The sequence below is a fragment of the Cupriavidus sp. 8B genome (assembly GCF_054589115.1).
Genome location: NZ_BAAILO010000070.1, coordinates 1 through 13,123, shown reverse-complemented (window position 1 = coordinate 13,123; position 13,123 = coordinate 1). Strand labels below are relative to the sequence as shown.

Below are 13,123 nucleotides of genomic sequence, written 5' to 3'. Positions count from 1 at the left end.
AGTCTTTCGCCCCATCCGGGTCGCCTTCTTTGCCTACTTTCTTGGCGAGACAAGAAAGTAGGTCGCCTCCCCGCAGGGGAGGTGAAACTGCAGTTGTTTTTGACGTTAAGCAGTTGACTTTTCGAGCTTTTGACCTTTTGACGTTAAGCCGTTGAATTTGCAGTGAAGCAGCGCAGATGGTGAACAAGCAAGCGCTCGAGGGCCAACGCCACATCCAACGGCCGCAAGCGGCCACCCTTCCGATCAGTGTCGATCAGGACAAGCCGAGATAGTCGCGCTTGCCGATCGGCACACCCTTGTGGCGCAGGATGTCGTAAGCGGTGGTCACGTGGAAATAGAAGTTCGGCAGCGCAAAGCCCAGCAGATAGGACTTGCCGTCGAACGTGACGGGCTCGGGGCGCAGCTTGATCTCAATGGTGCGCGCCTCGCTGCCCTCGAGCTGGGCGGGCTGGATGGTCTTCAGGAAGGCCACCGTCTTGGCGATGCGCTCCTGCAACTCCGGGAAGGTGGTTTCGGTGTCGGCAAACGACGGCATCTCGATGCCAGCCAGCCGCGCCGCGCAACTCTTTGCGCTGTCGCTGGCGCGCTGCACCTGCGCCGGCAGCGGGTCCATGTCCGCCACCAGGCGGGTCTGGATCAGGTCGGCGGGGTCCATGCCCTGCGCCTGCGCGAATGCGGCGCCTTTGTCCAGGATGGCCGACAAGCTGCCGAAGGCCCGGATAAAGGCCGGGATCGATACTTCATACATCGAGAGTGACATGGGGGTGTCCTTGGAGTGGTGATTGCCAGACGCGGCGTCCCGCCACCCCGCAAACTGGGCCTGGGCGGGATGCGCGACACGGCGAGGATAAACCTTCCGGCGGTTTCTCGCCGGCCGGCCGCTGGCGGCCTCGGACACGCACAGCCCCGCGAGCAGGATTGACGTCGCCGGATACATCACCATGTGATATTTACAAATGCCTCGTGCACGCTTTACAAGGGCGGTGCGGATTTGTGGCCGTGGCGACCCTCCCCGCCGGGATGGCAAGCGCAGCCTGCCGGTGTTGCAAGACGCCTTCGGCGCAACCTGCAGCAAATGGCACGCTCTTTGCGGTGCAGGTGTTGGCGTGAAACAAATAAAGCGGCGCAACAGCAGCCGCATCGTCACCACGTAGCACGTAGGGGAGCGTTGCACATGCACACCAGCCTAGAACCGGTCCGACAGCGCCGGTCGTTCGATGTCGTCCTGATCGATACCAACCCACTTGTCCAGCTAGCGTTAAGACAGATTCTCATCAGCATCCCCGGCATCGACCGGGTGGATTGCATGTATCCCGATGCACTGGCGAACTTCCACGCCCACGGCAGCCTCCTCGTGCCAACCGACCTGCTGGTGCTCGGCCTCAGCCACGACAGCGACGGCGGCCTTGGCCTGATGATGGACGCATGCCGGTTCATCCGGCCGCGCGGCATGCTCATGCTCACGGAAGACACGCCGCTGGGCTGGGTGGACCAGGCGGCCGGCGACATCCCCTTCGCCTGGCTACCGAAGTCGGCATCGCTTGCCTGTCTCGACACAACCGTTCATCGCCTGCTCCAGGCAGGCGCGCAGCCGCCCGCAGCCATTGCGCCTCGCGTGCTGCCGATGCCCTTACACCGCACGCCCCCGCCCATGCTGCAGGCCCCGGCCGACAACCCGGAGCATGAAGAAGCGCGCCAGCTCGGGCTCACGCTGCGGCAATACCAGATCCTGGTGCAGCTGGCACAAGGCTATCCGTTCAAGACCATCGCGCGGGCGCTGCACCTTTCCGAATCCACGGTCAAGACGCATGCCCAGACCATCTATAAGCGCCTTGGCGCCACCAGCCGGAGCGGCGCGGTGTATGCTGCCCGCCAGCAAGGCGCTACCTTGCAAGTGCTTGAACGCGCGAGTGCCTGAACCAGCCATCTCAACCGCGCGCGCCCTCCCCGGCGTGCCGCCCGCTCACGATGCCGGCAATGCGTAGCCGCTGGCGCAGCGCCAGCAACGTTACCAGCGCCATGGCCATCGTCAGCGCGAGCAGCATGCCGCGAAGGTCGCGCCTGGAAGCCTCAGGCCGGCCCATGCCACTCGCGTACAAACCCCTCGGGCGCCGGCCGGCTGGCCGGGCGCACGGCTTCCTTGGGTGTACCGACATACAGGAAGCCAACCAGCGTTTCCTCGTCGCCAAGGCCTAGTGCCTGCCGGACGCCTTCGTCATAGCTGTTCAGGCCGGTCGCCCAGAAGCCGCCGTAACCCAGGATATGCAGGGCGTTAAGCATGTTCATGGTGGCCGCGGCCGTCGCCAGCAACTGCTCGATTTCTGGCACCTTGTGCCCGCGCTCGAGATGCACGCCCAGCGCGATCAGCATCGGCGCGGCCATGGCCTTGACCCGGAAGCGCTCGCCATCGCTTTGCGGATCGCGAGCCTGCGCCGCCCGCACGAACACCTCGCCGAGCGCGGCGCGCGCCTCATCGCGGATCACGATAAAGCGCCACGGCTGGAGCTGGCCATGATCCGGCGCCCGCAAGGCCGCCTCGAACACCAGGTCCAGTTCCTTCGGCGATGGCGCGGGCGCGCCCAGCGGCCACGGCGACTGCCGCGACAGCAGAAATTCAAAGGCCATCTTCTGGGGGCCGGAAAGCGCCAGATCGATATCGGCCGACATGACATCCTCTCTATTGGGTTCTGGCACGCTCGGCGCGCCAGTCATTCCTGGACGCTCGCTTGCGCCTACAGTGTTTCCGCGCTGCGCACAAAATGCATGGCCTGCGGCTGCTCGACCAGCACGCACTGCGTGCCCGTGCGCGTCGGGCATAGCAGTCAGGAGCGCGTAGCCAAGGTCCTGATATTGCCGATCGATAGATTATAAATACGAATCATTGCCAATACGTGTGCTTTGTCGGGCGGGCGGCGTGTCGCCGAACCATGACCATGTATCCAAATTTCCCAATTTGGGTAAAATGGTCCATATGGACTATCAAGGAGATGGTTATGGCCCTACCCGTCACTACCGATCTGCTCGGCGAGTTGCCGCGTACACCGGCCTCCGAGGTCAAGAAGCATGGCTGGCGTGGCGTCATGCGAACAGTATCCCATCACGGCAAGGTGCTCATCACCAACCACAACGACCCCGAAGCCGTCATCCTTTCCACCCGCGAGTACACCGCCATGGTGGAGGCGGTTCGGGCCGCTCAGGCCAATGCCCCGGCCACGCTTGAGGCGCTGCGCAAACGTTTTGACGAGCGCCTTGCGTCTCTGGACGCCAACGACGCCGGCGACCGCTTGCGCGCCCTGGCCAGCCAACCCGCCCGGCTTGATGGAAAGGTGAAAGCCGGAACCGGATACTGATGGCGCGGCCGGTCCTCTACGTGCTGGCCGGCGTCAACGGCGCCGGCAAAAGCTCGATAGGCGGTTACCTCCTCGCTCGCGCCGGCCTTGCCTGGTTCAATCCCGACACCTTCGCACGTGAATTGCGGGCTGCCACGGGATGCGCGCAGGAGGACGCCAATGCCGCGGCCTGGCACGAAGGCGTGCGCCGCCTGGATCAGGCCGTCTCCGAGGAACGCACCTATGCGTTCGAAACAACCCTTGGGGGTAACTCGGTCCCGGCAAGAATCAGAGCCGCCACGCAGTCGCACGACGTGATCATCTGGTTCTGCGGGCTCGCCTCTGCCGATCAGCACGTCGCGCGTGTCAAGGCGCGTGTGACGATGGGCGGGCACGACATCCCCGAAGACAAGATACGTGAACGCTGCACGACCTCACTGGCCAACCTGATCGCGCTCATGCCCCACCTGGCGCATCTCCAGGTCTACGACAACAGCATCGACGCCGCGCCCGGCGACGCCGTGCCCGACCCCCTGCTGCTGCTGGAAATGTCCTACGACAAGCTATCGTGGCCAACCTCGCCGCAGGACCTGAGGCGAACGCCCGAATGGGCCAAGCCCATCGTCGAAGCGGCGCTCGCACTTTGATCATCCTGGCTGGATCGCCTGCCCCGACTGCCCCGCCTGCCTCGACCATCGGCAGAGCCAGCGTTCGGTGGGCCTCATGATTTAAGATAACCCCTACCCCCTCCGGATGAGGCGCGCATCGCCTCGACGACGACATGAACGTCCCCTTCCCGATTCGCAAGGAGTGTCCGCCAGGCGCCTGCACATGCGGTCGCGAAGCGTTGCTGGACGACCCGCAATCCGACATGCGGATCCTCAGGCTCACCCAGGAAGAGGAAAAGCGGCTGATCGCCCGCCTTGAAAGCCTGTCGAGCCTGTCCGACCTGAAGGACATGGAAAGGCGCATGCATGCGCAACTGGGCATCGTGCTGACGATCACGCCCAGCATCCACGAAGTGCGCACCGTGCGCGGCATCAGCATCCAGGTGGAGGAGCAAGCCGGGCTGTGCCGCAAGACCAAGCAGGCGATTCCCGCGGCTATCCGCCGTTGCCTGGAGACAAACCCGGATATCGCGTACGCGATCCTGAACTCGCACGACTTGCTGGACGGCGCCTAGGGCTTCTCCCCACCTATCATTCCGCCACGATCTTCCTGTCGCTGGCGATGCGCTTCCACTGCACAAGATCCTGCCGCATGCGCGCGCCGAATTCGGATGGACTCATTGCCTTGGGCGCTGAGCCGTCCGGTTCGAGCACGACACGCACATCCTGCGACGCGGCGATCTCGTTGATCTCCCGGTTCAGCCTCTGGACCAGCGGCGCGGGCGTGCCGGCCGGTGCAAGGACACCAACCCAGATCTCGATCCCGTAGCCTGGCACCGATGCCGCCAGCGGCGGCAAGTCGGGAAAGGCCGCATTCGGCCGCTGCGAGGTCACCGCCAGCGCCCGTACCTTGCCGGACTTCAGCTGGGTCACGAGCGAGCTGTAGTTGGACATCATGACATCGATCTGCCCCGCCGCCAGGTCGATCAGCGCGTTGGAAGCCCCCTTGTACGGGACATGCATCATCTGGACTTTCGAGATGTCGCACAGCAACTCCGTGGCCAGTTGCGCCAGCGAACCTATCCCCGCCGAGCCATAGGTCAGCGCACCCGGTTTCGCGCGCGCCGCCGCGATCAGCTCGGCCGGCGACCTGATCTGGGTCGAGGACGAGACCGCCAGCAACAACGGCCCCTCGGCGACCATGGACACCGGCGTGAACGCGGCAAGCGGATCATAGGGCGAGCGAGGCTGGGTGGCGGCAGCGGTCAGGAAGGTCGACGACGTCAGAAGCAGCACCGACCCGTCCCGTGGCGCCTTGGCCACCGAGTCGGCACCAACGACGCCTGCGGCCCCGGGCTTGTTTTCGACGATGACCGTAGTCCCCAGGCGCTTTGCCAGCCCTGGAGCGATCGCACGCGCGATCACGTCGTTGCTCGCCCCCGCCGAAAACGGCACGACAATTCTCATCAAAGGCGGCAATTTGGCCTCGGTCTGTGCCGCCACCGTGGTGACCGCGGACATCGCGGCAAATAACAGCGCAATGCGGGCTAACGTATTTCTCATTCGGCGCACCTATCTCAGTGGGTAGAGCAGCATGGATGTCAGGAGCCGGACGCCGGGTGCCAGCCCCGGGTCCCATGGAATCCGCCAATATCCGGCCTAGGCAGGAATATCAAGGTCCAGCAGCGGCGCGTACTGCTGGGCACCGAAGATGTCGCCATCGCCGGCGCTGCCGCTGGGCCGGGTGCGATAGATCGTGAACTTGATGGCGTACGCGGGATCGTACTCGACGAAATCCGAGATCCGTTCGACCGGAATCCCATATAGCGCGGCCATGCTTTCCCGGCTCAGCACGCGCGAGCGCTTGACACGTTCGTACTCGGCCGCCTCGCGAAAGATGATGTCGAAGGTGACCTTGTTGACCCCGGCGTTCTTGCTGCGGATCGTCTTGGCGAGTTGATGCAGTTTCTGCGTTGTCTTTTGCGTTGTCTTTTGCGTTGTCATATGCGGCTCCAGGCTCAGACGCCAACTTCAATGAGGTGGGTGGGGAACAGCGCCATGGGGTCTTGCACCTCCACCGTGTGGTTCAGCGTCCAACGGTAGGCCGCGCTGGCGTGCAGGACTTCATCCAGCGGGAACGACACCGAACCGGCCGTGCCTTTCACGTCGGGCAAGCGCGCATAGAACATCTGGCGCAAGCCGATCATCGTCACCTCCTCGGCCATCTCACGGGTCGGCGCGACCCCCTGCACCAGCACGCAAAGCTCGTGCCCCGGCCGGTCGCGCAGCGGCTCCAGCTCGCCCATCACGCCATCGCGGCCGTACACGTTGTAGTGCAGTTGATAACCGCTGTCGCCGAAACGCGCGCGCACTTGCTCGCGCGCCCATGCAATCACCCGGTCCACGTTGGCAATGGTGTAGGGGTCGCGGATGCCGCACAGGCCAACGAAGCGCTCGCCCACCTTCCCCGCCCCCTCCAGCTTGACCCGGACCGTTTCCGCCTCGATAAAGCGCGAACCCGTGATGCGCGTGGTGCGTTCGCCGACCTGCTCGTACCGGCAATGCGTCATGTCCAGCTTACCCCCGGCGACAAACTCCTCATACGGATTGGAGCGCTCGTACATCGCATGGCCGGATACCGAGGCTACGGTGCAGCGCTGCTCGGGATGCATCGCCGTGACACGGACATCCTCAAACGAGATTTCGCCCATCACGGTTTCCTTGCCGCCATAGGGCTCGGCGCAGAACGACGCGCACTCGAGCACCTTGCCCAGGTAATAGGAATGATCGGCGGAAAAGCCGTGGTGCAGCGCCGGCGCGGCAAAGACCGCGGCATCCGAACTGCGCCCGCCGATGATCACGTCGGCGCCCTGGCGCAGCAGTTCCACATAAGGATGGACACCGGCCATGGCGACGATACGGTCGGTCGCGTCGAGCTCGCTTTCGGTCAGGTCGGCAAAGCCGTCAAGCCCGCTCACCTCGCTTCCCCGCCGCATCGTCTCGCGCAGGAAAGCCTTGTCCACCTCGGAATAGAAGTAGCCGACCCGGAACTTTTTCAGGCCATGCCTGGCAGCCAGTTCGCTGATGATCCGCACGAACAGGTCCACGCGGCTGTTCGAGCCAGTATCTCCGGCCGAGCCGATAATCATCGGCACGCCGAGTCGGCGCGACGCCAGCAACATTTGCTCCAGGTCGTGGCGTTGCCACGCTTCGGGACTCGTCGAGGTGTCCGATCCGAGCGGCACCGGACCCACGTCATCGCTTCCCGAATCGGCCGCGATGTAGTCGGGGCCCGCCTCCACCCCCAACCCAAAGCTCTCGGTACGCAACGGCGCGAAGCCGAGATGGCCATTAGGGCAAATGATCTTCAGGGACTGCATGCAGGGTTCTCCAGATGGTGTCTTCCCCAAGCCGGGCTTGACAGATCACTTAGAGCAGGTTGCATGCCATCCTGCAGTGCAGAGAAATACCTTTATTTTTCAATAAGTTAGAACAGGATGATCCACATACTGCGTGATTTACGCGCATATCGCGGCGCAACTTGCGCGAGCCTCACGCGCCCTCCTCGCCGCTTCCAGCGGGCGGGGCCAGCAAGCCCAGCTTCATCATCTGGTGCCGCAGCGCGTGTCGGCTCAGCCCCAGCCTCTCGGCCGTCGAACTGAAGTTCTGCCGGCACGAGGCCAGCGTCTGCTCGATCAGGGCGCGCTGGAAGCGCGCCGTAGCTTCGTGATAATCCTGCGCCGGCTCGGACGCCCCATGGCCATTGAATGCAACTGGCAGCGGCGCCGGATCGTCCAGCGCACCGGTGGGCCGCGCCACGTCCCGCAGGATGCGCGCCGGCAAATGATCCGGCCGGATGCAATCGCCTTCTTCGAGCAGGCAAATGCGTTCCAGCAGGTTCTCGAGTTCACGCACATTCCCCGGCCACCGGTACGCGCGAAAGATACGCTCCACATCCGGATCCAGCCGCCGGAAATGGCTGCCGTACTGCGCGTTGTACTTCGCCAGCGCGTTGCTCGCGAGCAGGAAGATGTCGTCGCCGCGCTCACGCAGCGGCGGGATATTGATGGCGATCACCTGCAGCCGGTAGTACAAATCCTCGCGAAACTTGCCGGCCTTGACCTCGCTCAACAGGATCTTGTTGGTCGCGGCGATAAAGCGGGCGTCCACGCTGATGGGACGCACCGCGCCGACCCGGCGGAAACGCCGCGTGTCCAGCAGCGTGAGGATCTTGGACTGCATCACCGGATCCAGCTCGCGGACTTCGTCCAGGAAGACCGTGCCGCCATTTGCCGCCTCGATCAGCCCCTCCTTCCTGCTGACCGCGCCAGTGAACGAACCACGCTCATGGCCAAACAGCTCGGACTCGAGCAGCTGGGCAGGAATCGCCGCGCAATTGATGTCGATGAACTCGCGCCCGGCCCGGTTGGACTGCGCGTGGAGCATGCGCGCCACCAGGCTCTTCCCCGTTCCGGTCTCGCCATAGATCAGCACGGTGCTAGCCTGGCTGCGCCCAACGCGGGCGACCAGTTCACGCAGGGCGACGATGGAGGGGTGCTCCCCAACGAGCTGCGGGCGAGAAGGTTCGTTCATCATGGGATACGGGATTCGGCGCCGGGGCGGATGACGTCCGGGCGGCCGGCACGTTGAGGTTGGTGATCTGCGCGGAAGATTAACCTATTCCGGCGAAACGCCAGGCCGCCGTCAGAGGTTCTTTCACGCGCGCGCCGCTGGCCGCCGGCAGGCAATAGGGATAGTTTCTGTCACCATCCTGGCGCCGCACGATTTCGACCTTGATGCCGAACCTTTGGCGAACCAGCTCGAATCCCCCGAAAACACCGTTGCGCGGCCCGAGAAATCGACGCGGATGAAACAAATATTCCCAATCCGGCCACTAGCCTACCGTTGCGGGGAGCGGGCCTGCAGCGGCTGGCCCAGACTGACCGGCATTGATCCTGCAAGCCCAACAGGCCTGCCCGCGCCTATCGCGAGAACGCAAATGCCGACCTCCGCAGCTCCCTTCCGCCGGCTGCTTTGCCTGGCGGGTACAGAAAAGAAACGATTGCTCGCCGCCCTGCCGCTCACGGTAGCCGCCGCCGTCCTGGAGCTGCTGCCCTACTGGATACTGTACCGCGCCATCGCACTGACGCTGCTGGCCGACGACGCGCCGGCGGCCAGCGCGCTGTACCAGTTGGCGGCCTGGCTAGCGCTGGCGCTGCTCGGCAAGTATCTGTGCTACACCGCCGCCTACGCCCTCAGCCACCAAGCCGCCTACCAGTTGCTAGCCTACCTGCGGCAGCAGTTGGCAAGGCGCCTGTCGTGGTTGCCACTGCGTGACTTGCAGAGCTTTCGCTCTGGCGAGCTCAAGCGCATTCTGCTGCAGGACGTCGAACAGCTGGAATCCTTCATTGCCCACCATACGGTCGAACTGCTGGCCGCGCTGGTCACGCCGCTGTGCGTCGCACTGCTGCTGTTCTGGACCGACTGGCGGCTAGCGCTAGCCGCCCTGGCCACAGTGCCGCTGGCGGCGCTGGCCTCGGCGCTGCCGCTGCGCCGGATGAACGCACACTTCGAACGCTACACCCGTGCCGAAGCAGCGCTCAATGCCACCCTGGTCGAGTATGTGCGCAATATGCCTGTAATGAAGGCCTTCAATCAGGACGTCACGCGCTTTGAGCAGCTGCGTCAACAGTTGCACGACTATTACGCGTTGATCCGCGTGGTGACCCACAAAACCGTACCCGGCTGGTCGCTGTTTACGGTCCTGTTGAGCGCCAATGCTTTCCTGATTCTGCCGCTGGGCGCCTGGTTGCACAGCGAGGGTCATATCGATCTGGCCGGCCTGATGCTAGCGATGATGCTGGGTGCCGGCATGCTCAAGCCGCTGCTCAAGCTGACCCAGTTTTTCTCGGACTTCCAAGCGGTGCGAACCAGCCTGGGGCGCATCCTGCCGCTGCTGGATGCGGCAACCGTGCCCCCCGGCCCAGAGGAGGAGCTGCCGGCGCCGCTGAATGTCGAACTGCGCGCCGTGTCCTGCGCCTATGGCGCGCGCCAGGTGCTGCACACGGTCGATCTGCAGTTGCCGGCGGGCAGCGTCACGGCGCTGGTCGGCCCCTCGGGCGCCGGCAAATCCACGCTGGTGCATCTGCTGGGCGGGCTGCTGCAGCCGTCGCAGGGCACGATCACGCTCAATGGCATCGCGCTCGACACGCTGTCCGATGCGCAACGCTGCCGACTGATCGGCGTCGCCACCCAGGAGGCCTTTCTGTTCCAGGGCACTTTGCTGGAAAACCTGCGCCTGGCGCGCGCCGACGCCAGCGATGAAGAAGTGCGGCAGGCGGCCCGGATCGCCCAAGCCGACACCTTTATCCAGGCGCTGCCGGGCGGCTACGATACGGAGTTGGGCGAACGCGGCCTGACGCTCTCCGGCGGCGAACGCCAGCGTCTCGCCGTCGCCCGCGCGCTACTGGCCGCCACCCCCATCCTGCTGCTGGACGAAGCCACTGCCTTTGCCGACAGCCTGACCGAGCGCCGTTTCTACCGGGCGCTGCACCAAGCCTATCCCGACAAGACCATTCTCATCGTCGCCCATCGCATGCACGCTGTGTCGCAGGCCGATCAAATCGTGGTGCTGGCAGACGGCCGGGTCCAGGACTGCGGTCGCCACCAGGTACTGTTGCAACGCAATCTGCTGTACCGCGGCATGTGGCGACGTCATCTGGCCGGCGAAAACTGGCGGCTACACCCGCACCATGCCGGCAGCCTGGCCGCGCCGGCCACGGCGGGACGCTGAAATGCACGCCCCCGACTCCTCCGTCCGCAAGTCCGAGCCCGGCCTGTTGCACATGCTGCGGCGAGTCATTGCGCTCAGTAACGCCTCGCCGCGCACCTTCTATCTCGGTCTTGGCCTGCGCGGGCTGGAACGCGCGCTGGCGCTGACGCCGTTCCTGATCGGCTACGCCTGGTTCCGCGACGCGGTCGCTGGCGGCGCCCTTACGGTACCGCCGGCCAGCATCGGCGCGCTGGCCCTAGCCTTGCTGCTGGCGCTGGCTGCGCAATGCTTGTGCGCCTACGCTGGCCAGTTATGCTGTTTTCTGGGCGCTTACCGGCTAATGGGCGGCTACCGCGAGCATGTGCTCGCCACCGTACAGCGACTGCCCTTGCACACCCTGCGGCAGCAACGCGCCGGGCAATTGGCGGAAGTGCTGTCGGCCGACATCAAGAACGTGGAAAGCATCTTCACCCACGTCACCGCCGATCTGGTCACGGCATTCGCCGTGCCACTGCTCGGAATGGCGGCGCTGGCCTGGCTGGACTGGCGCCTGGCCGCCTGCCTGCTGCTGGCGCTGCCCTTGTCGCTCTGGCTGCTCAATGGCGCGCACGTCCTGTTCCTGCGCGCCGGACGCCGCAAGCAGGAACAATTCCGCGAAGCGTCCGGGCTGCTGGTCGAGTACATCACCGGCATCGTCACCTTGCGGCTGTTCAACCAGTTCGGCCCCTGGCTCGCCCGGCTCGACCGCCATTTCGAGCGCATGCGCCAGAGCAGCTTTGACGCCGAAGCCTGGGGCGCCGGTCCGGTCCAGCTCTATCGCCTCTGCCTGGAGTTCGGGCTGGTGGCGCTGCTGCTGAGCGGCGGCTACCTGGCCGGTGCCGGCGCGCTGCCGACGCTGCACTGGTTCCTGTTCCTCGTCATCGCCTACAAGCTACTGGACCCGATGCTCGATGCTGCCGTCTACTTGACCGTGCTGCGCATGGCTGCTCAAAGCGAAGCCCGCATCCAGGCCGTGCTCGAACAGCCGCCGTTGCCGCAGGCCGCGCCCGACCACGCAGCGCCACTGGCCTTGCCGGCACGCTATGACATCGCCTTCGAGGCAGTCGACTTCGCCTACCAGGACGCCCAGCCAGCCAGCGCGTCGCGTTGGCGCTTGCAGGCCCTCTCGTTTCAGGTGCCCGAGCGCAGCTTCACCGCCATCGTCGGCCCGTCCGGCGCGGGAAAAAGCTCACTGGCCCACCTGATCGCGCGTTTCTTCGATCCGCAGCAAGGCCGCATCCTGCTCGGTGGCGTCGATCTGCGCCAACTCGACAGCGCGGCGCTTTACCAGCGCATCGGCATGGTATTCCAGGACGTACAGCTGTTCGACGGCAGCCTGCTGGACAATGTGCGCATCGGCCGCTCCGATGCCAGCGATGAGGCGGTCATCGAGGCCTGCCGGCAAGCCTATTGCGAGGAATTCGCGCAAGCCCTGCCCGAGGGCTATCACACCCGCATCGGCGAGGGCGGGCAGCGGCTCTCCGGCGGCGAGCGCCAGCGCCTGTCGATCGCGCGCGCCTTGCTGCGTGATGCCCCCATCCTGCTGCTGGATGAAGCCACCGCCTCGGTGGACGCCGAAGCCCAGTACCAGATCCAGCAGGCACTGTCGCGGCTGGCGCAGGGCAGGACAGTGATCATGATCGCCCACCGCCTCAACACCATACGCCACGCCGACCAGATCCTGGTGCTGGACCAAGGCCGGCTGGTCGAGTCCGGCTGCCACGACGCCCTGCTCGCCAAGCAGGGACTCTATGCACGGCTCTGGCACGGCCAGCATGGCGAAGAGATCGACGCCGAGGTCGAGGATGCGCCTTGAGCGCTGCCGCGCACGCTGAGCCGCCCGCTCGTTTCGGGGCGCGGATGATGCTCCGCTGACACCGATGCGCAATCGACACGCCATGCAAACTGGACGGGCCAGCGTCCGCATCGAAACGGCCTCGCTTGCCGATACCCAAGCACGAGGCCTCACGGCGACCGAGGAAGCCTGTCCGCCGCCGCCATGGACTGGCCGTCACGAAAAGCGCTACTAAAGCGCGAAGGAGACGGAAATGCTGGCGGTCGTTTGCCAGCCTAGTCGTTGCGCACGGCGCTGGGCAACATACCGAATTGTTTGCGAAAAGCTGAACTGAAATGACTGATGTTGCTATACCCCAGCATCATCGCCGTTTCCGTGACATTGTGCTTGCGCAAGAACTGCCTCGCCTGCCGCATGCGCTCCGCCTGGAAATAGGCGTAGATGCTACTGGCGAACAGACTCCTAAAGCCCTGCTTCAATTTGAGGTTCATCCGACTTTCGTGTGGGTCAGCGCAGCCGGATGTAGGTTGAGACCACCGCAGTGGAAGTAGACGGCGATCTTGAAGTGGTCCGGATTGCG

Annotated in this window: 16 protein-coding genes; 6 read left to right on the top strand and 10 right to left on the bottom strand. The window is 64.7% G+C overall.

The window, feature by feature from the left end:
• Together ACYP5B_RS06815 and ACYP5B_RS06810 are read right to left on the bottom strand one after the other, a co-directional pair.
• Window positions 1-187 (bottom strand): hypothetical protein (locus ACYP5B_RS06815; protein ID WP_459569065.1); only part of this gene is annotated, 187 nt, incomplete at its 3' end.
• 66 nt (window positions 188-253) lie between these two features.
• Window positions 254-760, bottom strand: a complete 507-nt coding sequence (locus ACYP5B_RS06810; protein WP_400093073.1) for a DUF1993 domain-containing protein — start codon at window positions 758-760, stop codon at window positions 254-256.
• 414 nt (window positions 761-1,174) lie between these two features.
• Between ACYP5B_RS06810 and ACYP5B_RS06805 the strand changes: the two genes are divergently transcribed.
• On the top strand, window positions 1,175-1,918 hold the full coding sequence (locus ACYP5B_RS06805; RefSeq protein ID WP_318237234.1) for a response regulator transcription factor: 744 nt from the start codon (window positions 1,175-1,177) through the stop codon (window positions 1,916-1,918).
• A gap of 10 nt (window positions 1,919-1,928) precedes the next feature.
• Here the strand turns inward: ACYP5B_RS06805 and ACYP5B_RS06800 are convergent, their stop codons facing one another.
• Together ACYP5B_RS06800 and ACYP5B_RS06795 are read right to left on the bottom strand one after the other, a co-directional pair.
• Entirely contained in the window at window positions 1,929-2,084 is a 156-nt protein-coding gene (locus tag ACYP5B_RS06800) for a hypothetical protein (RefSeq protein ID WP_459569064.1), read from the bottom strand.
• On the bottom strand, window positions 2,071-2,667 hold the full coding sequence (locus ACYP5B_RS06795; RefSeq protein WP_267603205.1) for a nitroreductase family protein: 597 nt from the start codon (window positions 2,665-2,667) through the stop codon (window positions 2,071-2,073). Before ACYP5B_RS06795 ends, ACYP5B_RS06800 begins: the two co-directional genes overlap by 14 nt.
• 326 nt (window positions 2,668-2,993) lie before the next feature.
• Between ACYP5B_RS06795 and ACYP5B_RS06790 the strand changes: the two genes are divergently transcribed.
• The 3 genes from ACYP5B_RS06790 to ACYP5B_RS06780 all read left to right on the top strand — a co-directional run bounded on the left by ACYP5B_RS06790 (window position 2,994) and on the right by ACYP5B_RS06780 (window position 4,512).
• Window positions 2,994-3,350, top strand: a complete 357-nt coding sequence (locus ACYP5B_RS06790) for a type II toxin-antitoxin system Phd/YefM family antitoxin (protein ID WP_459569063.1) — start codon at window positions 2,994-2,996, stop codon at window positions 3,348-3,350.
• On the top strand, window positions 3,350-3,976 hold the full coding sequence (locus tag ACYP5B_RS06785) for a zeta toxin family protein (protein WP_459569062.1): 627 nt from the start codon (window positions 3,350-3,352) through the stop codon (window positions 3,974-3,976). The genes ACYP5B_RS06790 and ACYP5B_RS06785 overlap by 1 nt, the downstream gene beginning before the upstream one ends.
• A 134-nt stretch (window positions 3,977-4,110) precedes the next feature.
• Complete coding sequence (locus ACYP5B_RS06780) at window positions 4,111-4,512, top strand: hypothetical protein (RefSeq protein ID WP_318237237.1); 402 nt, start codon at window positions 4,111-4,113, stop codon at window positions 4,510-4,512.
• A 16-nt stretch (window positions 4,513-4,528) separates the two neighbouring features.
• Here ACYP5B_RS06780 and ACYP5B_RS06775 read toward each other — a convergent pair whose 3' ends face one another.
• From ACYP5B_RS06775 to ACYP5B_RS06755, 5 genes are all read right to left on the bottom strand, one after another.
• Complete coding sequence (locus tag ACYP5B_RS06775) at window positions 4,529-5,500, bottom strand: tripartite tricarboxylate transporter substrate binding protein (protein ID WP_400093077.1); 972 nt, start codon at window positions 5,498-5,500, stop codon at window positions 4,529-4,531.
• A gap of 96 nt (window positions 5,501-5,596) precedes the next feature.
• Window positions 5,597-5,941, bottom strand: a complete 345-nt coding sequence (locus tag ACYP5B_RS06770; protein ID WP_459569061.1) for a DUF4387 domain-containing protein — start codon at window positions 5,939-5,941, stop codon at window positions 5,597-5,599.
• 14 nt (window positions 5,942-5,955) lie between these two features.
• A complete protein-coding gene (locus ACYP5B_RS06765) occupies window positions 5,956-7,317 on the bottom strand; it encodes an acyclic terpene utilization AtuA family protein (RefSeq protein WP_400097086.1) in 1,362 nt (453 codons plus the stop codon).
• Between the two features lie 172 nt (window positions 7,318-7,489).
• Window positions 7,490-8,533, bottom strand: coding sequence for a sigma-54 interaction domain-containing protein (locus tag ACYP5B_RS06760; RefSeq protein ID WP_459569060.1), 1,044 nt, complete (start codon window positions 8,531-8,533; stop codon window positions 7,490-7,492).
• A 76-nt stretch (window positions 8,534-8,609) separates the two neighbouring features.
• Window positions 8,610-8,813 (bottom strand): hypothetical protein, encoded by a 204-nt coding sequence (locus ACYP5B_RS06755; RefSeq protein ID WP_459569059.1) that lies wholly within the window; start codon window positions 8,811-8,813, stop codon window positions 8,610-8,612.
• Between the two features lie 123 nt (window positions 8,814-8,936).
• On the opposite strand from ACYP5B_RS06755, the gene ACYP5B_RS06750 reads away from it, so the two are divergent.
• Together ACYP5B_RS06750 and ACYP5B_RS06745 are read left to right on the top strand one after the other, a co-directional pair.
• Window positions 8,937-10,730, top strand: a complete 1,794-nt coding sequence (locus ACYP5B_RS06750) for an ABC transporter ATP-binding protein (protein WP_459569058.1) — start codon at window positions 8,937-8,939, stop codon at window positions 10,728-10,730.
• A 1-nt stretch (window position 10,731) separates the two neighbouring features.
• Window positions 10,732-12,564 carry an ABC transporter ATP-binding protein gene (locus tag ACYP5B_RS06745; RefSeq protein WP_459569057.1) on the top strand — a complete coding sequence of 611 codons (1,833 nt, stop codon included), beginning with the start codon at window positions 10,732-10,734 and terminating at the stop codon, window positions 12,562-12,564.
• 254 nt (window positions 12,565-12,818) lie between these two features.
• Here the strand turns inward: ACYP5B_RS06745 and ACYP5B_RS06740 are convergent, their stop codons facing one another.
• Window positions 12,819-13,034: a helix-turn-helix transcriptional regulator gene (locus ACYP5B_RS06740; protein ID WP_459569056.1), complete on the bottom strand. Its 216-nt coding sequence runs from the start codon at window positions 13,032-13,034 to the stop codon at window positions 12,819-12,821.
• Window positions 13,035-13,123 lie beyond the last annotated feature (89 nt).

What these genes read in the sequence shown, in the direction of transcription:
- ACYP5B_RS06810 (WP_400093073.1), bottom strand. Translation starts at nt 760, where the DNA reads ATGTCACTCTCGATGTATGAAGTATCGATCCCGGCCTTTATCCGGGCC.
- ACYP5B_RS06805 (WP_318237234.1), top strand. Translation starts at nt 1,175, where the DNA reads ATGCACACCAGCCTAGAACCGGTCCGACAGCGCCGGTCGTTCGATGTC.
- ACYP5B_RS06800 (WP_459569064.1), bottom strand. Translation starts at nt 2,084, where the DNA reads ATGGGCCGGCCTGAGGCTTCCAGGCGCGACCTTCGCGGCATGCTGCTC.
- ACYP5B_RS06795 (WP_267603205.1), bottom strand. Translation starts at nt 2,667, where the DNA reads ATGTCGGCCGATATCGATCTGGCGCTTTCCGGCCCCCAGAAGATGGCC.
- ACYP5B_RS06790 (WP_459569063.1), top strand. Translation starts at nt 2,994, where the DNA reads ATGGCCCTACCCGTCACTACCGATCTGCTCGGCGAGTTGCCGCGTACA.
- ACYP5B_RS06785 (WP_459569062.1), top strand. Translation starts at nt 3,350, where the DNA reads ATGGCGCGGCCGGTCCTCTACGTGCTGGCCGGCGTCAACGGCGCCGGC.
- ACYP5B_RS06780 (WP_318237237.1), top strand. Translation starts at nt 4,111, where the DNA reads ATGAACGTCCCCTTCCCGATTCGCAAGGAGTGTCCGCCAGGCGCCTGC.
- ACYP5B_RS06775 (WP_400093077.1), bottom strand. Translation starts at nt 5,500, where the DNA reads ATGAGAAATACGTTAGCCCGCATTGCGCTGTTATTTGCCGCGATGTCC.
- ACYP5B_RS06770 (WP_459569061.1), bottom strand. Translation starts at nt 5,941, where the DNA reads ATGACAACGCAAAAGACAACGCAAAAGACAACGCAGAAACTGCATCAA.
- ACYP5B_RS06765 (WP_400097086.1), bottom strand. Translation starts at nt 7,317, where the DNA reads ATGCAGTCCCTGAAGATCATTTGCCCTAATGGCCATCTCGGCTTCGCG.
- ACYP5B_RS06760 (WP_459569060.1), bottom strand. Translation starts at nt 8,533, where the DNA reads ATGATGAACGAACCTTCTCGCCCGCAGCTCGTTGGGGAGCACCCCTCC.
- ACYP5B_RS06750 (WP_459569058.1), top strand. Translation starts at nt 8,937, where the DNA reads ATGCCGACCTCCGCAGCTCCCTTCCGCCGGCTGCTTTGCCTGGCGGGT.
- ACYP5B_RS06745 (WP_459569057.1), top strand. Translation starts at nt 10,732, where the DNA reads ATGCACGCCCCCGACTCCTCCGTCCGCAAGTCCGAGCCCGGCCTGTTG.
- ACYP5B_RS06740 (WP_459569056.1), bottom strand. Translation starts at nt 13,034, where the DNA reads ATGAACCTCAAATTGAAGCAGGGCTTTAGGAGTCTGTTCGCCAGTAGC.